The sequence below is a fragment of the Pseudomonas sp. NPDC086251 genome, from assembly GCF_044746405.1.
Classification (GTDB): domain Bacteria; phylum Pseudomonadota; class Gammaproteobacteria; order Pseudomonadales; family Pseudomonadaceae; genus Aquipseudomonas.
This window is the reverse complement of sequence record NZ_JBIVBY010000012.1, coordinates 1-17,849: the sequence shown is the minus strand read 5'-3', so window position 1 is coordinate 17,849 and position 17,849 is coordinate 1. Positions and strand designations below refer to the sequence as shown.

The window sequence follows — 17,849 nt, the reverse complement described above, 5'->3', positions numbered from 1 at the left end:
GCGTTGCACCACTCCACTTACGGTCCATGCCGTCAGGAGTCAACAACATGAGTATTTTGAAGAAGCTCAGCGAGCACATCAGACAGAAAGGCCTGCGCGCCACTGTCAAAAAAGCATGGAAGCATTTCGTCTTTTCCCACCAGGAACTGATCTGGATGGAGCGCGACCTGGTCAGCCCTATCCCGCCGCATAAACTCAAGCCCTACGCGCCGTTGCGCCTGGAAACCATCACCCCGGACAACGCCGTGGCGTTCACCCGTCATTTCGGCGATCGCGTGGAAACCATGGCCGAACTGGCCCGCGAAGGTCATACGGGGCACATGTACCTGGACGATAAAGGCGATGCGGTGGCGTTCATCTGGGGCAGCGCGCGCGACTACCACGACCGTCATTACTTCGGCTGCTGGTTCCCGGTGAAGGAAGGCGAGTTCTTTGAATTCGGCGGCGAGCAGATCCGCGCCTACTGGGGCTCCCTGCTGTCGGTTGATTTCCAACTGAACCTTTGGAAAGCCATGCAGGCTAAAGGCTGCAACAAAGTGGTCGACGTCTGCGAAAGCCACAACATCCCGGCCCTGAAGTTGCACATTCGCATGGGCTACAAGGAGCAAGGGCGGATCATGAACGTCTACGAGCTGTTTGGCCGCTGGCGCTTCTACCGCGAAACCCACTACAGCGAATCGCGCCTGGATGCCTTGCGCAAACCGGCCCGTGAACCTGCTACAGCACCGGCGACCTGACCCTATGGCGGCTCGATTCGAATGGCGCACATCCTTGTGCGCCGCTGACTTCCCCGCAGCGGCTTATGAAGCGCTGCGTCTGCGTGTGACGGACCACACGCCATTCAATACGCTGGCCTGGATGACCGCGTCGGAACAGGCACTGGCGGCCGGGGAAAACCTGCACGTTTTGCTCGGCTGGCAAGGCAACGAGTTGGTCTTGTGCCTGCCGCTGGTGGCTTCGGTGGAGCGCTTCGGCGGGCTGCCGTTCCGGGTGTTGCATCACCTGGGTTATCCGCTTGCCGATCGCCTTGCCTTACTCGCTCGCCTGGACGCCGAGAACGTGCGCAAGGCACTGATCGAGATCCGTCGCCGGTTGCCTCATGCCTTGCTGCAACTCAACGAAATGTCCGAACCGACGGGCGAAGAAAGTGCCCTGGCGCACTGGATGGCCCACAGTTCGACCGGCGAGCGACGCCTCAGTTGCCGAGCGCCGGTGCACCTGATCAGCGAGGCCGATCGCCAGGAAGTCTCTGGCGACCCACGCTATAAACTGCGTCGCGCGCGCAAACGCATCGCGGCCTGCGGTGCCGTCGTCCGCCGAATCACGCCCGACGCGTCGACCATGGGGCCGTTGTTGCAGGCCATCAGCGAAGTCGAAGCGGTGAGCTGGAAAGGTGATGAAGGCGTCGGGATTTTTGCCGATGAGCGCCACCGGACCTGGATGGATCAGGCCTTCACCGCCCTCGCCGCCCAAGGGTTGGTGCGCGTGGTGGTGCTGGAACTGGACGGACGCTGCATCAGCTATCGCCTCGGGTTGCTGGAACAGGGCCGACTGTACGATTACAACCTGGCGTTCCTGCCGCAATACGCCGACCTGGGCAGCGGCCGAGTGCTGCTCGAAGAGTGGATTCGCTGGGGCCTCGACGACAACTGGCGCTGGATCGATGCCTCACGCGTCAGCCTGGAGAATTCCAGCCATCAATTGCATGAGCGCATGACCGGGCAACTGGAGCACTGGCGCTGGAGTTTTTATTCCTGGCAGCCCAGTGGGGTTGCGCTGGGATTGGCGTTGCGTTTTTGGCAACGGCTCAAACCGTCGCTGCAAAAATGGCGAGCCCGGCGCGCGGCGTCAGCCGTTAAGCCGACGCCGGTTGCCGCTGCTGTAGCGGCACCTGTTGCAGCACCTGTTTCAAAGAAGGCGGCTACGCCCAGCGAAAAAATCATGGAGGGAGAACATGCCTCAACACGTCATAGTTAACGCTGACGACTTCGGCCTCAGTGCCTGCGAAAACGCAGTGATCCTGGGGGCTTTTCAAGCCGGGATCATCAGCTCCGCGACGGCCATGGCCAATATGCCGGCCTTCGAAGCGGCGTGCGTCCTGGCGCGGCATCCGTTGCTCGAAGGGCGCATCGGCTTGCACTTCAACCTGACTTACGGGCGACCGTTGAGTCAGTCGATTCTGAGTCGGCCGACCTTCTGCGACAGCGCCGGCGTTTTCGACCTCAACCTGTCCCGCCACCGCCTCTGGCTCAATCGCCGGGACCGTGCCGCGGTGCTGGAAGAACTCGAAGCGCAATGGCAACGCTGCCTGGACAACGGCCTGCGCCCCAGCCATCTGGATTCTCATCAGCACGTGCACAACATCTGGCCGATCGGCGAGATCGTCGCGCGCTTCGCTGCCCGCCAAGGTGTGGCGGTGCGGTTGGCGCGCAATCTGGGGCAAAACCTGAACCTGCCCAAGCGTGTGTTCAAGGAACTGCTCAATCGTCGTTTGCGCAGCCTTGCCGGCGTCACCGCGGATTATGTGTGCACGCCAGTGGACCTGCGCGATAGCGATGTGCCGACCGAAGGCGTGCTGGAAATCGTCGCCCATCCGACTCAGCTGGGCGCTGATTTCGGTGACGCCTACTTGCCTCCCGATGAGTCGCTAACCCGTGTGCTAGAGCGGCGCCTGCAAGGTGTGCCACGTATCTCATACGGCTTGGTCAACGGGTTTATGCAGACCGGTGCAGCGGCACTCGAATAAGTTACATAAGTTGCAACATATTCAAAGCTGGCGCTTTGACATGAATTTCCAACCTTGATCTATACCCATCAAAAGCACCATCCACCACACCCTGGCCCCGGCTTAGGAGAGCAACATGAGCGTCATCGACAAGCTTCGCGAACGAATCAAACAAAAAGGCCTGAGCCGCACGTTCAACACGCTGTGGAAGCGTTATGTGTTCTTTCACTGGGAGCTTTTATGGATGGAGCGCGACCTGGTCAGCCCGGTACCGCCGCACAAGTTGCGTCCGTATTCGGGGGTGCGCCTGGTCGCCATCACGCCCGAAAATGCCACGGCGTTTACCAAGCACTTCGGTGACCGGGTCGAGACCATGGCCGAACTCGCCGCAGAAGGTCACACCGGGCAGATGTACCTGGACGAAGACGGCCACGCCATCGCGTTCATCTGGGGCAGTACGCGCGACTACCACGACCGTCACTATTACGGCTGTTGGTTCCCGGTCAAACCCGGCGAGTTCTTCGAATTCGGCGGCGAGATGACCCGCGGCTACTTCGGCACCAGCCTGTCGGTGGACGCCCAGATCAACCTGTGGGCCGCCATGGCGGAACAGGGTTGCAACAAGGTGGTGGACGTCTGTGAAACCCATAACATCCCAGCGCTGAAACTGCACATCCGCATGGGCTATCACGAACAGGGCCGCGTCACCCACGTCTACGGCCTGTTCGGTCGCTGGCGCTTCTTCCGCGAAACCCGCTACGAAGGCTCACGCCTGGACCCACTGCGCAAACCGGGACGGCCAGTGGTGACGGGTGCGGCGAGGGCTTGAGTCATCGGTGGGTGACTGAAAGAATGCCATCGCGAGCAGGCTCGCTCCCACAGTGGATCTCCAGCGCACACAATACCTGTGCAAGACGACGATCAAATGTGGGAGCGGCTTGCCCGCGATGGCGGCGGCACATTCGATGTTGAGGTGACTGAAAGAATGCCTTCGCGAGCAAGCCCGCTCCCACATTGGATCTCCAGTGCACACAAAACCTGTGCAAGACGACGATCAAATTGTGGGAGCGAGCCTGCTCGCGATAACGGCGGCACATTCGACGTTGAGGTGACTGAAAGAATGCCATCGCGAGCAGGCTCGCTCCCACAGTGGATCTGCGGTGCACACACAACCTGCGCAAGACGACGATCAAATGTGGGAGCGGGCTTGCTCGCGAAGGCGGCGGCACATCCAGCATTGATGTGACTGGAAAATAGCTTTCGCGAGCAAGCCCGCTCCCACACTGGAACTCCAGTGCACACAAAACCTGTGCTCGTCGACGATCAAATGTGGGAGCGGGCTTGCTCGCGAAGGCGGCGGCACATCCAGCATTGATGTGACTGGAAAATAGCTTTCGCGAGCAAGCCCGCTCCCACACTGGATCTCCTGCGCACACACAACCTGTGCAAGACGACGATCAAATGTGGGAGCGGGCTTGCTCGCGAAGGCGGCGGCACATCCAGCATTGATGTGACTGAAAGAATGCCATCGCGAGCAGGCTCGCTCCCACAGTGGATCTGCGGTGCACACACAACCTGCGCAAGACGACGATCAAATGTGGGAGTGAGCCTGCTCGCGATGCAGGCGACGCGGTTTCAGGTCTTCACCGCCACCCACGTAAAACACAACGGCAACTGCGCCTGCTGCTCCTGATACCGGTCATAGAGTTCCTCGCGGTTGGAATGCGGGTATTCCTTGAAGTGGCTGATGTGCAGCCCCGCATCGAGGGCGCCGGTGAAGATTGCGCCCAGGGTGTGGACGAACCAGTAGGACGGCGACGACGGTTGTTCGACTTTGCCTTCGTAGACGATCGGTTCGTTCTGCACAAAAGGCTCGCGGCGAAAGTACGAGCTGGTCGGGCGATAGGGATCGGCGGCCTCGGGGTCGAACATTTCCAGGAACGGGTGGGTTTCATACACCACCAGGCTGCCGCCCGGTTTCAGTGTTTGCGCGACGTGGCGGAAGAATTCGCCGATGTCCGGCATCCAGTTCAACACGCCGATGGTGACCAGGGCCACGTCGAAGCGCCCCTGAAGTTCACGCGGCAACTGATGGATATCGGCCTCGATGAATTGCGGCGCATGGGGTGAGCGCGATGCCAGTTCCCGCGCCTGTTCGAGAAAGGCCTCGGACTGGTCGACGCCCACTACGCTGCGGGCCCCCAGCGCAAACAGCGAAAGACTTTCGCGGCCATTGTTGCAGCCCAGTTGCACCACGTCCTTGCCGTCGACACCGACCTGCTCCAGCAAACCCGTGAGGGTGTCATCCAGGCAGGAAAAATTCGCCTGCACCACGCCGCTCAACTGGGCTTGCCATTCAGGTCTGTCTTTGTGGTGTCGGGCGGAGTCGTTCCAGGCATCGCGGTTGCTGGCGATGGCTTTTTCTTTAGTCGGCATGTCCATTGCGCACTCCAGATCTCGGGTCTTGATTGACCGGCACGAGTCTAGATCAAGCCTTGAAAAACCCACATACGGGATGTGTTGTGATCTTGTAATCCGGGCCTGCCGACGCTTACTCCGGCAAGCGCTATAGTTAATGGCCTTGGGGAAGTGCGGGAATACGAGTACGCAGGTGCTGCCATGAAAAAAACCGATCTGACGCTGTTGTTCACCCTTTGCCTGACCGCCACCACCGGGTTACAGGCAGCCGATGAGCTGACACCCACTACCGACTACAGCAGTGAGTTCAACTATTACGGGGCCGACCAACCGTTCGCCCACCCCGTTCCACCCTCCATGAGCACGGTGCCGCCGGGCTCGTACATCCCGACTGCGCCCGGGGATTTCATCCCGATTGCGAGCCAACATGATTTCTCCGACTCACGATTGCCGACGGTGGCGGACGCCACCGTCCGGGTGTTCATCCGCTCCTACGATTCGCAACGTGGCGTCTACGTCAACGAAGAGGTGCTCGACCCCACGTGCCTGCTCGAATGCCTCAGCCGTCCGGGGCCTTCGTTGTAACACCGCTTACCACTGGCGTTTGTCCGGGCGCGCGAGGCCCAGTTTCTCGATCCGGTAACGCAACATGTCGCGGCTCAGGCCCAGCAGCCGCGCGGACTTGGTGACGTTCCAGTCGGTCTTGTCGAGCATTTTGCGCACCATGTCCCGTTCCACTTCCGGCAGGTTCATCGACTCGCTGCCGTTGTACACCGGACGAGGTTCAGCGTGTTGCGGCTCCTGTTGAAACACCAGCGGCTCGTCCACCAGGCTCATGCAGACGTTCAACTGGTGGGCGGCGATGGTGTCGTTCTGGGCCAGCAAGACGGTTTGCTCGAGCATGTTGCGCAACTCGCGCACGTTGCCCGGCCAGCTGTAGCTGAGCATCAACTCTTCGGCCTGGTCGCTGAAATGCAGGTGCGGCTTGCCATAGCGTTTGCCGTGGATCGCCAGGAAATGCCGGGCCAGCAGCAAGATGTCGGCGCCACGGGCATACAAGCGCGGGACCTTGATCGAGATGATGCGCAAACGAAAGAACAGGTCGCGGCGGAATTTGCCCTGCTGGACCATTTGTTCGAGGTTGCAGTTGGTGGCGCTGATCACCCGCAAATCGACCTTGCGCTCCTTCACCGAGCCGACCCGGCGAATGGTCCGGTCTTCCAGCAGCTTCAGCAGTTTGGCTTGCAGCAGCAGGTCCATTTCACCGACTTCATCGAGAAACAGCGTGCCGCCATCGGCTGCCTCAACCAGCCCGACGCGGCGGTCCTTGGCGTCGGTGAAAGCGCCCTTCTCATGCCCGAACAGCTCCGACTCCACCAGGTTCGAGGGGATCGAGGCGCAGTTGAATTCAATGAACGGACCTTTGGCGCGCGGGCCGTCGAAGTGCAGCGCCCGGGCCACCAGTTCCTTGCCGGTGCCGGTCTCGCCTTCCACCAGCACCGGCGGCAGATCGGTGTTGGCCATCCGCCGCTCGGCGTCGAGCAACTGGCCGATGGTACTTTTCAGGTACTGCATGGGAGCCGATTCGCCAATCAATGCCTGCACTCCCGACTTCTGCGCTTCGCGTTCCTGATAGAACGACAGCGTGCGTTCCATACGGTCGGTGGCCAGGGCTTTGTCCAGCAACAGCTTGAGCTCCGGCAAGGCCACCGGTTTGGTGACGTAATGGAAAGCGCCCTCTTTCATCGCCACCACGGCGTCTTCGACGTTGCCGTAACCGGTCATCATGATCACCTTCAGATCCGGCGCGCTGATGCGCAGCTTCTGGATCAGGTCGTGACCGCTCATGCCCGGCAGCGAGTTGTCGGTCAGCACCACGTCAGGGACGAAAGTGCCCAATTGCTCCAATGCATCTTCAGCCGAGTGGCAGACTGTCACCTCGAAGTCCTTGCGCTCCAGGTAGGTCTGAATATTCTCGGCGAGGAGTTCATCATCCTCGACCAGCAGTATGCTGTGCTCCATATTCCCCTCCCGTTGCCACTTTGAAATTAAGACTGACGCGGGTTCCTTCCTGCTCCTGGCTGGTCAGTTCGACCGAGCCTTCGAAACGCTCCATTATTCTTTTGACCAGGGCCAGGCCGACGCCCAACCCGCCTTGTTTTGTGGTGAAAAACGGCTTGAAGGCCATTTGTTGCTGCTGTTGGGTCATGCCTTTGCCGGTATCGCTCAGGGTCATGCGCACGTGCCCCGGCTGCGGCGAAGCAATATTGATGCTCAGCACGCCGCCCTTGGGCATGGCTTCGAGGGCATTGGCGAACAGGCTATTAAGAATTTGCGTGAGCAGCACCTGCTGGCTGACGATCGGCGGACAACTCTGCGGCATGAAACGCACTTCGACGCCGGAACGTTTGATCAGCGCGTCAAAGGCACTCAGCGTGTCGTCGAGGGCCATCACCAGGTCCACCGTTTCAAAGTCGTCGTTCATTGGCCGCAGCGACACGAGCAATTCCCGGACCCAGCGTGACATGCGATCCACCTGGTTGATGATGTCGCCGATGTTCTTCTGGGCACTCTGGCTGGCGATTTCCTGGGCCAGTTCGGCGCTGGAACGAATGTTCGCCAACGGGTTGCGCAGGCTGTGTGCAACCGCCGAAGACATTTCCCCCAGCGCCGCGAACGTCTCGTTGTTGATCAGCTGTTTCTGCTGGCTTTGCAACAGCATGGCCGCACGCCGCACAATCCAGAACAGCGCCAGGTAGATGACCGCCCCGCCGAGCACGGTCGCCAGCCAGATCGCCTTGAAGCCACGCTGGATGCGTTCCACCAGGTCCACCGGTTCCTTGTAGATCTCGACCATGGCGATCACTTTGCTTTTGTCGGCATTGAACATCGGGATGTAGTTCTCGATGAACAGGTATTGAGGCTCACGCAGTAATTTCTGTTCAGGGCGCTCTTCGTCGATCTCGTGGTAGCTGGTGGACACCGCTGCCTTCATTTCGAAGGACTCGTCCAGCTCGTCATCGTCTTCGATGCGCACCCCGATCAGCTCAGGGTTGGTGGACCAGACCACGGTGCGATCGAGGGCGTAGACCGTGGCCAACAGAATGTCCGGCAGATGGTCCACGTGATCGAGAAACTCGATACGCGCGGCGGCACGGGACTCCGGGCTCACGTCGGCATAGGCATTCTCCTGGCGTGGGTCAAGCATCTCGCCCATGGTCCTGGCCGTGGTGATCCCGGCATGGCGAATTTCGGCATCGCCGATCGCCTGGATGAACTGCGCGGTCAGCATTGAATCGCGCTCGATGCTCTCCTCGACCACAAAACGCGTGGAAATGTAGCCCAGCCCCAGTGCCACGCCGGCGATGATCAAAAAGCTGCCCAGGGAAAACCAGCGCAACAAGTTGAACTGCCCGCGCCAGCCCTTGCTCTCCACTGCCGGTGGATCCGGCGCCGGCATTTTTTGTTGTTCCAGTCTCTGCATGGGACCTTCCTGGATGCTTGCATCGAGCCTTTTCAGTCGCGTTTCGGATCAGTGTAGGTGGCATTGATCGTGACCGACTGGCCATTGATAGTATTTCGCCGCTATGGCGCTTGTACCGCCAGTGTCTGCTGGCGATCCGTCTCTTCCTGCAAGAATCCGATGATGGCTTGCGCGGCGTTTTCATCGAGGCGCAAGTTGGGCATCGGGATCTTTTCAAAGCGTTCGTACAGCTCCAGCGCAATCGGGTCTTTTTCGGCGAGCATGCGGTCCGGCTCGCGTATCCAGCGACTCAGCCAGGCCGGATTGCGCTGACGGGTGACACCGATCAGGTCCGGGCCAATGCTGCGCATGCCAATGCCCTGCCCATCCAGCGGACCGAGGCTGTGACACGACGCGCACCGGGTGCGAAACAGTTCTTCGCCATTGCTCGGCGGGCGGATCTCCGGTGCATTGGCGTAGCTTTCCTCGACGCTGGGCTGTTTCCAGTTCTGCAAGGTGTTGGCCAACTGATCGGCGAGGATCCACGGGTTTTCAAACGGCGACGCTTTCATCCAGCGGCCCGTGGTCTGGTTGCCGACGATCAGGCTCAGGTTGTGGTCCTTGCTGCGGCCGTTGTCGACGCCTTCGATGAACAGCCCGAGTTTTTTTCGCAGGTCGGTCACGTCAGCGAATTCCCCGGTGAGGAATTTCCAGCCCGGCCCGACCTTGAAGCGTTGTGCGTAGGCCTTGAGCACCTCGGGTGTATCGCTCAGCGGATCGATGCTGATGGAGTAGAAAAAAATGTCCTTGCCGACCCGGTCCCCCAGCAACTTCTGCACCTGACGCAGGCGCGCGGTTTCCAGCGGGCACGAGTCGCTGCACGAAGTGAAGATGAAATTGATCACCACCACTTTGTCCTTGATCAAATCATCGAAGAAATGCAGCTGCTGACCGTCCTGATCGGTCAGCAGAGTGTTAGGGAAATAGTCGCCGCCCCAGGGTGTTGCCGCCTCCGTTGGCGCCAGTGCGCCTTCATGGGCCAGCAGCACCCGGCTGGCCAGCAGACAAGTGACCAGCATCAATATCAGGTGCATGCCCAACGCGCGGGAGCGCGGCGTTGGCACCCTCATGTCGGCTCGCTCGCGGTTCATTTTTTCACCGTGACGTGCGGGCCCACGCCATCGCCATTACGGAAGATTGGCAGCGCGGCGGAGTACTGGCTGGGGAAGACTGTCTCGAGTGCGACGCTGGGTAGCACGCTGCGGGCGGCCGGGTTGGCGGGGTCGGGTTTTTCCGGAGCGAACGCTTCGAACGAATCGGCGTTGGCCTCGGCCATGGACAGGATGGCGTTCAACGCCCCCGCTTTATCAGCCGGGTCGTCGTAATCAGCCGAGGGATCGGAGGGCTCGGGCTGTCGTTTGTCATCGATGAGGCGGACGGGCACAGGCGCTGTTCCCAGCGGCACTGTCAGAAGGACGCCCAGAGGCGTCAACAAACCGAACCACCTGAAGGGGTACCGCGCTTTTCTGTCCATCACCAGCCGCCTCGAAATCGTGAAGGGGGTAATGGGGGTTTTGCAAGGACCTCGCCAAATTTGTAACAGACTTATACGTAATATAAATACTTTTCAAAACAATGATTTATCAAAATCTTTGAGCCATGACCGGGAAAAGCGACTGGGGAATGGCACCCGCTAACGGGGAAAGTTCACACCCGCTTTCAGGGAATTAACCTGAACGACAGACGCACACTCGTGCCCTCGCCTTCACGGCTAGCCAGGGACACCGAGCCGCCAAAACGCTCCATGATGCGTTTGACCAGCACCAGCCCGACACCGAGCCCGCCTTGCTTGGTGGTGAAAAACGGGCGGAACGCCAGGGCCCGTTGTTCTTCGGTCATGCCTTTGCCGGTGTCGCTGATCACCACGCTGACGCCCCAGGAAGCGGTCGGTTCCAGAGTGATGGTCAGCGTGCCGCCGCTGTCCATGGCTTCCAGTGCGTTGGCGAGCAAGCTGTTGAGGATCTGCGTCAACTGCACTTGCTGGCTCAAGACCATCGGCGTTTCCTTGGGCGCGAACACAACCTGGACCGAGGCTTTGGCGATCTGCTGTTCGAAGGCCATCAGACTGTCATGCAGCGCCGCCACCAGATTCACCGACTCGGCCTCGTCATTGAGCGGACGCAAGGACTGCAGCAGCTCCCGCACCCACTTCGACATGCGATCAACCTGGCCGATGATGTCGTTGATGTTCTTGTGCGCCGGACCGCTGTCGAACTCCAGGGCCAGTTCGGCGCTGGAGCGGATGGTCGCCAATGGATTACGCAAGCTATGGGCCACCGCTGACGACATCTCGCCCAGGGCGACAAAGGTTTCGTTGGTGATCAATTGCTTTTGTTGCACCGCCAGCAAAATCGCCGCCCGCCGCACAATCCAGTACAAGCCCAGGTAAATCAGCCCGCCGCCCAGGGCAGTGGCCAGCCAGATCAACACCAGGCCGCGCTCCATGCGATCGATCAGGTCCTTGGGTTCCTTGTAGATCTCGACCATCGCCGTGACTTTGTCGCCGTCGGCATCGAACAGCGGAATGTAGTTTTCGATAAAGATGTATTCCGGCGGCGTCACGAACTTCTGTTCCATGCGGCTCTTGTCGACATCGTGATAGCTGGCCGACACCGGAATCTTGTTGCTGAAGGCTTGGTCCAGGTCTTCGTCGGCGTGGATCGTAGTGCCCATCAACGCCGGGTTGGTCGACCAGATCACCATGCGGTCGGGGGCATAGATGTTCGCCAGGATCACATCCGGCAGGTGTTCGATATGGTCGAGGAATTCACCGCGGGCGCTGGCTCGGGCCATCGGATCGACGTCGGGGAAGTCCTTGTCCTGGCGTGGATCAAGCAACTCGCCCATGGTCCGCACATTGGGGATCGATACGTGGCGCACCTCGGCCGAGGCGATGGCCTGAATGAACTGCGAGGTCAGCAACGCATCACGCTGAACGCTTTCGGTAATCACGAACCGCGTGGACACCGCCCCCAACGCCACCGCCACCGTGCCAATCACCGCCAGGCTGATGAGCGAGAACCAGCGCAGCAGATTGAACGGCTGTTTGCGCGAGCTCAAGCGGACGTCGCCCTCTTCGGACGGGTGCATTTTTACCGGCATGTCCATGAACGTACTTCCCGACATTTCCCCTATAGGGTTATAGCCCACTAATGGCCGTTTGCCCGTCATTGGGTGTTGTCCCTCCCCCTTCCCCGCTCCCCCCATCTACCCCCAATGCTGGGGACAGTGGCCCTATCACCACGGCTGGCGTTGTGATGCCGCGTGATCGTGAAAGGCCTGTGTACCGGGCTTATGCCGGCTGTTTTCGCCGGTTGGTATGGAAGTTGCCAAAACCCTCTCAACTGACCCATCCCCACGGGACAGGTACTCTGATAGAGGGATTAACTCATGCACCCTTTACTGTCCAAAACAGCGGCCGCTCTGGTCGTTAGCGCTCTGGCCCAAGGCATTGCTCAGGCCGCGCTGTTTGCTGTCGACCCCGGCCCCTACCTGCCAGGCAACGGCGGCTTCGCCGCCTGGTATCAGGACTCCCATGGTCGAACCCTCGACTTGTGCCTGTCCAAAGCGGTCAGCTCCAGGGTTGCCGGCGCACCCGGTGCGCCGGCCTACATGTGCCTGCTGGGAGCGACCCCCGGGGTTTTCGACGACGCGCAGCCCATCGTTTTCCCGACCAACTTTCCCGATGAGGCGTTCTGGTTCACCGGCGACGGCTCAATCGTCGATGCCGCGCGGGGGATCGACCTGACCTACGTCAGCGCCGTGGAAGCGGCTTTCGCCGCCGAAGAACCGGTAGAAGGCGATCAGGTCAGTTTTGGCCGTATCCGCATTCGGGTGGACGTGCCCACCGCCGGTGTCTACACCATTACCCACCCTTACGGCGTCGACATCTTTGACGTTCCCGCCGGTGGACGCCGCGCCATCAACATGACGCGCGACATCGGTATCGGCACGCCAAAAACCTACGACGGCGCCCTCAAGAGTGACATCGGCCCGTTCCTGCGCAGCGTCAACGGCCCCTACACCGAGACGAATCCGGTCACTGGCTCGGCGGAGAAATTCGTCGGCGATCCGAACCTGGAAGAAGCCTTCACCGGCAGCCCTTTCAACACCAACTACATCCGCATCGAAGGGCCTAACGGCCTGGACTTGCGCACGACGGTCATGGCCATTTCCGGCAAGTTGTCGACCGTGGTCCGACCGACCCCGATGATCGCCGAACGCAGCACTTACTCGCGTAAGGCCGGTGAAAGCGCACCGGTGGCGCAGCGCGATGTGTTCGTCATGGCCCCGCCACCTCCGGCCGTCGTGACCCTGGACAGCAACACGCCGGTGCTGAACCTGACCGAGGCTGATACTTCCGGCCACTGGTATGCCCAGTCCTCAACCAACCCCACGTTGCCCAGTAACCTGGTGGTGACCGCCGACAACCACCTGGCCATTCCCAGCAGCACGCCGACCACGCTGTCGATGCCACTGACGGACCTGGTGGTGATCCAGTCCGCCCAGTACAGCTTGAGCAGCGGGCAACTCACGGTCGTGGCTTCGACCAGCGATGAAACCTCGCCGCCGGTACTCGTCGCCACCTCCGGCACGGGGGCGGCCATCGGTGCCCTGAGCGGTGACGGCGCCGTGAAATCCCTGGCGACCGGCATCTCGCCGATTCCACCGGCCAAGGTTCGAGTGACGTCATCCAATGGCGGCACTGATACCGAAGAAGTGGTCATCCTGCCATGAACGCTCACATGCCCAGATCCTCATCAGGAGGCATCATGAACAATTGGCCACGCCTGGCGCTCAACGCCCTGGGACTGACTTTATCGCTGTCCGGCAGTGCATTCGCGCAACTCGCTGCCGTCGACCCCGGCCCCTACACCTTTGCCACCGGGAAATTCCCGATGTGGTACCAGGACAACAATCTGCTGTCGCTGGAACTGTGCCAGTCGCGGGCGACCAGCTCGCGGTCGCCTGGCGCACCCGGCGCGCCAGCCTACATGTGCATCCTGAATCCGGAACCCGGGGTTTTCGACGACACCCAGCCGATGGTGTTCCCGGATAACTGGCCACCGGAAGCCTTCTGGTTCCTCGCCGAGACCAGCATCAATGACGTCGGCGGCTATGGCGTGGATGCCTACGTGGCCGGGATCGAAGCGGCTTTCGCGGCGGAAAACCCAGTCGACGGCGATCAGGCCAGCTTCGCGCGGATTCGTCTGCGGGTGAACGTGCCGGTCGCCGGGACCTACACCATCACCCACCCGTACGGGGTGGAAACAGTCAACGTCACCACTCCGGGCCGGCGGGCGATCAACATCACCCGCGACATCGGCATCGGCGCACCGGGCAACTTCAGCGGCGCGCTCAATGGACAGGTCGGGCCGTTCCTGCGCAGTGTCAACGGGCCGTACAACGAAGTGAACCCGGACACCGGTGCCATCGAGTCGTACGTCGGCGATCCGAATCTCACCGAAGCGGTCACCGGCAGCCCGTTCAACAACAACTTCCTGCGTGTGCAGGGGCCGGCCGGGACCATCCAGACCACGCTCTTTACCGTGTCCGGCAAAGTCCTCGACAGCCGTGCGCAAACTCCGGTAGAGATCGGTCGCGCCACTTACCGCCGCACGTCTACCGGCCCGGGCACCAGCAGTACCCGGGTTGAAGTCTTTGGCAAATCGACCAACGGTTCGAGCCTGTGCTTCCGCGAAACCGTGGCCCTGGTGCCCGGACCACCGCAGACGCCTTGCCTGATCAACATGCTCGGCGACAACAACGGCCAGTTCTTCGGCAATCATCTGGTCACCGGCGCCGTGCCGCCAGTCGTGGTGGTCACCGCCACCAACCCGGGCGGCACGACCCGTCCGACAGCGGTGTCGAGCAAGCTGACCGACGTGGTGAAAATCCAGACCGCTCGCTATAACTGGAGCAATCACAGCCTGCTCATCGAGGCCACCTCGACGGACGAAGTGGCGGTGCCGGACATGGTCGCGCAAGGTTACGGACGCCTGTCGAAATCCGGCACCCTGCAAAAAATCACCATCGCCGATCTGACCCAGCCACCGGCATCCGTCACGGTCAAGTCGGCCGCGGGCGGCAGTGACACCGAAGCGGTTGTCGTGGTCGGCGCCGCACCGGACACCGGTGAGAACCAGGCACCACTCAGCGTCGCCGACACCGGCAGCACCAGTTTCGGGGTGCCCATCACCCTCAACCTGCTGGCCAACGACAGCGACCCGGATGGCAACACGCCGTTGAGCATCACCGCGCTGACCCAACCGGCCGCAGGCCAGGGCACCGTGGCGTTGAGCGGCACGACTTCGGTGGTCTATACCCCGCCCGCCGTGGTCAATGCACCGCTGACAACGACCTTCACCTACAAGGCTCAAGACGTCAAAGGCCTGGCCTCGACCGCTCCGGCGACCGTGACCATCACCGTTGCGCCTAACCAGCCGCCGGTGGCCGTCGCCGACAGCATCGCAACCCTGGGCGTGGCGGTTCCCATCAGCGTGCTGGCCAACGACACCGATCCGGAAGGCAACGTGCCGCTCGCCGTCGCCAGCGTCACTCAACCACCGGCAGGCCGCGGCACCGTCAGCAGCAACGGCACGGTGATCACCTACACCCCACCGGCCACGGTCACCACGGCCTTCACCACGACCTTCACCTACTTCGCCCGGGACAGCTTCGGTGCTGTGTCGACGTCGCCGGCCACGGTCACGGTGCAAGTCTCGCCACGGCCTGCGGCGGAAACCTTCACGGTGACCACGGCAACCGTCTCGGCCCGTTCCAACAACCGCTTCACCTGGGACTTTGCAGGCACCTCGTCGGTAATCACCGGCAACGTCATCACCGTCCAGGTGTCCACTCCGACCGGACTGCAAACCCTGGGCACCACCACGGTGCCGGTGACCGGTCGCTGGAGACTGACGGTGAACAACACCACCACGGTGATTCCGTCGGCGAACCCGACAGCCACCATCACCTCGTCCCAAGGCACCGTGCGCTCGGTGTCCGTGATCTCCAACTGAGCCCTCGCCCCATCGACCGCACAGGTCGATGGGGTCGGTTCCTGGCAAAGGACAACGCCATGAAAACGCCGACCGCCGCCCTGCTCTGCCTGCTTCTGCTCTGCAGCAGCGCAGGCGTGCGCGCCGACGATTTGATGGAGAACGACGACCTTGGCCCCGGCACCGACCTCGGCGAGTTGCCACCGCCCATTGGCCAACACGCGCTGATCGACCAGAACGGCCAGACCAACGCCGCGCTGGTGCAACAGAACGGCCAGTCGCTGCTCGGCAACATCGTGCAGTCGGGCAGCAATCAGGAAGCCTACATCCTGCAACAAGGCAGCGACCTGATGGCAATGATCACCCAGCAAGGTTCGGGCAACAACGCCGCGATTACCCAAAGCGGCAGCCACAACCGTGCGCAGATTTCCCAGAACGGCAATAACAACGACGCCAGCATCGACCAGGCCGGTACGGGGCTTTCAAGCGCCGTGACCCAGTCGGGAAATGGCATGAGCGTTTCGGTCAAACAGTATCGCTAAAGCACTGCACCACTTGGAGGTTTCATCATGTTCAAACTGACGCCCCTCACCGCCGCCATACTGGTCATTGTCAGTGCCCAGGCGATGGCCGACGACAGCGTTTCCACCCAGGACCAGGTCGGGACCGCCAACGTCGCCGATGTGAAACAGTCCGCGGCCCCCTTCAGTACCGCCACCCAACAGCAACTGGGCCAAGGCAACGATGCGGCCGCGGTGCAAGACACGGCGACCAGCACCATCGACCAGAACCAACTGGGCGACTACAACGCCGGTTACGCCGAGCAGTTGTTCGAAGACGGCAGCACCATCACCCAGCAACAGGTCGGTAGTACCAACACCAGCCATGCCAGCCAGTCAATCGGCATGGGCGGCAACCAGGCGCTGCAACAACAGCAAGGCACCGGCAACTTCTCGTTCATCTATCAAGACAGCCAGGAAAGCTCCACCGGTCAAACCTTCCAGTTCGGTGACAGCAACGAGGCCAATATCGAGCAGATCCAGCTGGGCGTTGCCAACAACGCGGTGATCATCCAGTACGGCACGGCCAACTACGGCACGGCTGAACAGATCAACCACTTGGGCGGCCAGATCGGCATCAACCAGGCCGGCGAGGGCAACTACGCCTACGGCGACCAGCGTGATGGTATCGGTGGCGTCATCACCATCAACCAGTTCGGCGACTTCAACGGCACGGAAATCTGGCAGGGCGCGCAAACCGGCAGCCAGGCCACCGTCGACCAGTACGGCACGACCAACGAAACCGTGGTCGACCAGAGCTTCGGTGAAAACAACGACGCGCGAGTCCTGCAAGTCGGTGACGCCAACGCCATCTACGCCGACCAGTTCGACTCCGTCGGTTCGGTCCTGGCGCTGTATCAGCAAGGCGCCGGCAACGTGCACTTCACCTACCAGAGCGGCGACAGCCATGTGCTCAACGCCACCTCGGTGGGCAATGACAACAAGGTCTACGCCAGCAACTGGAAAGGCCCGCAACTGGGCGGCCAGTTCGGCAGCAACCAGCGCGCCACCATCACCCAGAACGGCAACGCCAACGTGGCCAGCTTCAAGCAGGATGGCGTCGGCCACATCATGACCACGAACCAGACCGGCACCGGCAACAAAACCACTGTCAGCCAGGCCGACAACTACAACGAGCTGTACTTCGACCAGAACGGGAGCGACAACATCCTCATCGCCGACCAGCGCGGCACCACCAACCTGGCCCAGGGGTCTTCCAACGGTTCGGGTAACAGCACCGAGTTCAACCAGGAAGGCACCGGCAACCAGGCTTACACCAACCAGCTGTGGGGCAGCGACAACCAGATCACGGTGAAACAGGCTGACACGATGAACGTGGCGTATGTGACCCAAGGGGGTACCGGGAACATTGCCAGCGTTGATCAGAGTGGCATGACGCAGATGGCGACAGTGCAGCAGATGGGGGCGGATAACCGGGCGACCGTGTTGCAGCAATAATCGGGGCGGGGGATGAAAAAACCGCGACTCTTGAGGGAGGGTCGCGGTTTTTTTTATGGGCGGGAGGTCGGAGAGTGTCAGATTTTTTGTGTGCGGGCCGATAACGGCCTGCCGTTAGGCAGGCCTTCATTTCACCAGTTTGGTCTGATGAATCGATCTCCGTA

Annotated in this window: 15 protein-coding genes; 9 read left to right on the top strand and 6 right to left on the bottom strand. The window is 61.1% G+C overall.

The window, feature by feature from the left end; all coding sequences use genetic code 11:
• The first annotated feature begins 47 nt into the window (after positions 1 to 47).
• The 4 genes from ACIPL2_RS15740 (at position 48) to ACIPL2_RS15725 (ending at position 3,554) form a co-directional block, all read left to right on the top strand.
• The gene (locus ACIPL2_RS15740; protein WP_401357738.1) at positions 48 to 737 is read left to right on the top strand and encodes an N-acetyltransferase; all 690 of its coding nucleotides are present in this window, start codon (positions 48 to 50) and stop codon (positions 735 to 737) included.
• Positions 738 to 741: 4 nt separating this feature from the next.
• Complete coding sequence (locus ACIPL2_RS15735) at positions 742 to 1,977, top strand: GNAT family N-acetyltransferase (protein WP_401357737.1); 1,236 nt, start codon at positions 742 to 744, stop codon at positions 1,975 to 1,977.
• Positions 1,955 to 2,746 carry a ChbG/HpnK family deacetylase gene (locus tag ACIPL2_RS15730; RefSeq protein WP_401357735.1) on the top strand — a complete coding sequence of 264 codons (792 nt, stop codon included), beginning with the start codon at positions 1,955 to 1,957 and terminating at the stop codon, positions 2,744 to 2,746. The genes ACIPL2_RS15735 and ACIPL2_RS15730 overlap by 23 nt, the downstream gene beginning before the upstream one ends.
• Positions 2,747 to 2,861: 115 nt before the next feature.
• The gene (locus tag ACIPL2_RS15725; protein ID WP_401357733.1) at positions 2,862 to 3,554 is read left to right on the top strand and encodes an N-acetyltransferase; all 693 of its coding nucleotides are present in this window, start codon (positions 2,862 to 2,864) and stop codon (positions 3,552 to 3,554) included.
• 806 nt (positions 3,555 to 4,360) lie between these two features.
• Here the strand turns inward: ACIPL2_RS15725 and ACIPL2_RS15720 are convergent.
• A complete protein-coding gene (locus tag ACIPL2_RS15720; RefSeq protein ID WP_401357731.1) occupies positions 4,361 to 5,167 on the bottom strand; it encodes a class I SAM-dependent methyltransferase in 807 nt (268 codons plus the stop codon).
• A gap of 177 nt (positions 5,168 to 5,344) precedes the next feature.
• On the opposite strand from ACIPL2_RS15720, the gene ACIPL2_RS15715 reads away from it, so the two are divergent.
• On the top strand, positions 5,345 to 5,728 hold the full coding sequence (locus ACIPL2_RS15715; protein ID WP_401357729.1) for a hypothetical protein: 384 nt from the start codon (positions 5,345 to 5,347) through the stop codon (positions 5,726 to 5,728).
• 6 nt (positions 5,729 to 5,734) lie between these two features.
• Here the strand turns inward: ACIPL2_RS15715 and ACIPL2_RS15710 are convergent, their stop codons facing one another.
• From ACIPL2_RS15710 to ACIPL2_RS15690, 5 genes are all read right to left on the bottom strand, one after another.
• The gene (locus tag ACIPL2_RS15710) at positions 5,735 to 7,165 is read right to left on the bottom strand and encodes a sigma-54-dependent transcriptional regulator (protein WP_401357728.1); all 1,431 of its coding nucleotides are present in this window, start codon (positions 7,163 to 7,165) and stop codon (positions 5,735 to 5,737) included.
• Positions 7,134 to 8,627: a sensor histidine kinase gene (locus ACIPL2_RS15705; protein ID WP_401357727.1), complete on the bottom strand. Its 1,494-nt coding sequence runs from the start codon at positions 8,625 to 8,627 to the stop codon at positions 7,134 to 7,136. Before ACIPL2_RS15705 ends, ACIPL2_RS15710 begins: the two co-directional genes overlap by 32 nt.
• Before the next feature lie 101 nt (positions 8,628 to 8,728).
• Positions 8,729 to 9,757 (bottom strand): SCO family protein, encoded by a 1,029-nt coding sequence (locus ACIPL2_RS15700; protein WP_401357726.1) that lies wholly within the window; start codon positions 9,755 to 9,757, stop codon positions 8,729 to 8,731.
• Positions 9,754 to 10,101 (bottom strand): hypothetical protein, encoded by a 348-nt coding sequence (locus ACIPL2_RS15695; protein WP_401357725.1) that lies wholly within the window; start codon positions 10,099 to 10,101, stop codon positions 9,754 to 9,756. The genes ACIPL2_RS15700 and ACIPL2_RS15695 overlap by 4 nt, the downstream gene beginning before the upstream one ends.
• 224 nt (positions 10,102 to 10,325) lie before the next feature.
• Entirely contained in the window at positions 10,326 to 11,774 is a 1,449-nt protein-coding gene (locus ACIPL2_RS15690; RefSeq protein ID WP_401357724.1) for a sensor histidine kinase, read from the bottom strand.
• 282 nt (positions 11,775 to 12,056) lie between these two features.
• Between ACIPL2_RS15690 and ACIPL2_RS15685 the strand changes: the two genes are divergently transcribed.
• Genes ACIPL2_RS15685 through ACIPL2_RS15670 form a run of 4 tightly spaced genes read left to right on the top strand, consistent with a single transcriptional unit; the run spans position 12,057 to position 17,685 of the window.
• Positions 12,057 to 13,403 (top strand): hypothetical protein, encoded by a 1,347-nt coding sequence (locus ACIPL2_RS15685; RefSeq protein ID WP_401357723.1) that lies wholly within the window; start codon positions 12,057 to 12,059, stop codon positions 13,401 to 13,403.
• A gap of 35 nt (positions 13,404 to 13,438) precedes the next feature.
• Positions 13,439 to 15,688 (top strand): Ig-like domain-containing protein, encoded by a 2,250-nt coding sequence (locus ACIPL2_RS15680; protein WP_401357722.1) that lies wholly within the window; start codon positions 13,439 to 13,441, stop codon positions 15,686 to 15,688.
• A 59-nt stretch (positions 15,689 to 15,747) separates the two neighbouring features.
• Positions 15,748 to 16,209, top strand: a complete 462-nt coding sequence (locus ACIPL2_RS15675) for a curlin (protein WP_401357720.1) — start codon at positions 15,748 to 15,750, stop codon at positions 16,207 to 16,209.
• 27 nt (positions 16,210 to 16,236) lie between these two features.
• Positions 16,237 to 17,685, top strand: coding sequence for a curlin (locus ACIPL2_RS15670; protein WP_401357719.1), 1,449 nt, complete (start codon positions 16,237 to 16,239; stop codon positions 17,683 to 17,685).
• Positions 17,686 to 17,849: the final 164 nt, after the last annotated feature.

What these genes read in the sequence shown, in the direction of transcription:
- ACIPL2_RS15740 (WP_401357738.1), top strand. Translation starts at nt 48, where the DNA reads ATGAGTATTTTGAAGAAGCTCAGCGAGCACATCAGACAGAAAGGCCTG.
- ACIPL2_RS15735 (WP_401357737.1), top strand. Translation starts at nt 742, where the DNA reads ATGGCGGCTCGATTCGAATGGCGCACATCCTTGTGCGCCGCTGACTTC.
- ACIPL2_RS15730 (WP_401357735.1), top strand. Translation starts at nt 1,955, where the DNA reads ATGCCTCAACACGTCATAGTTAACGCTGACGACTTCGGCCTCAGTGCC.
- ACIPL2_RS15725 (WP_401357733.1), top strand. Translation starts at nt 2,862, where the DNA reads ATGAGCGTCATCGACAAGCTTCGCGAACGAATCAAACAAAAAGGCCTG.
- ACIPL2_RS15720 (WP_401357731.1), bottom strand. Translation starts at nt 5,167, where the DNA reads ATGGACATGCCGACTAAAGAAAAAGCCATCGCCAGCAACCGCGATGCC.
- ACIPL2_RS15715 (WP_401357729.1), top strand. Translation starts at nt 5,345, where the DNA reads ATGAAAAAAACCGATCTGACGCTGTTGTTCACCCTTTGCCTGACCGCC.
- ACIPL2_RS15710 (WP_401357728.1), bottom strand. Translation starts at nt 7,165, where the DNA reads ATGGAGCACAGCATACTGCTGGTCGAGGATGATGAACTCCTCGCCGAG.
- ACIPL2_RS15705 (WP_401357727.1), bottom strand. Translation starts at nt 8,627, where the DNA reads ATGCAGAGACTGGAACAACAAAAAATGCCGGCGCCGGATCCACCGGCA.
- ACIPL2_RS15700 (WP_401357726.1), bottom strand. Translation starts at nt 9,757, where the DNA reads ATGAACCGCGAGCGAGCCGACATGAGGGTGCCAACGCCGCGCTCCCGC.
- ACIPL2_RS15690 (WP_401357724.1), bottom strand. Translation starts at nt 11,774, where the DNA reads ATGGACATGCCGGTAAAAATGCACCCGTCCGAAGAGGGCGACGTCCGC.
- ACIPL2_RS15685 (WP_401357723.1), top strand. Translation starts at nt 12,057, where the DNA reads ATGCACCCTTTACTGTCCAAAACAGCGGCCGCTCTGGTCGTTAGCGCT.
- ACIPL2_RS15680 (WP_401357722.1), top strand. Translation starts at nt 13,439, where the DNA reads ATGAACAATTGGCCACGCCTGGCGCTCAACGCCCTGGGACTGACTTTA.
- ACIPL2_RS15675 (WP_401357720.1), top strand. Translation starts at nt 15,748, where the DNA reads ATGAAAACGCCGACCGCCGCCCTGCTCTGCCTGCTTCTGCTCTGCAGC.
- ACIPL2_RS15670 (WP_401357719.1), top strand. Translation starts at nt 16,237, where the DNA reads ATGTTCAAACTGACGCCCCTCACCGCCGCCATACTGGTCATTGTCAGT.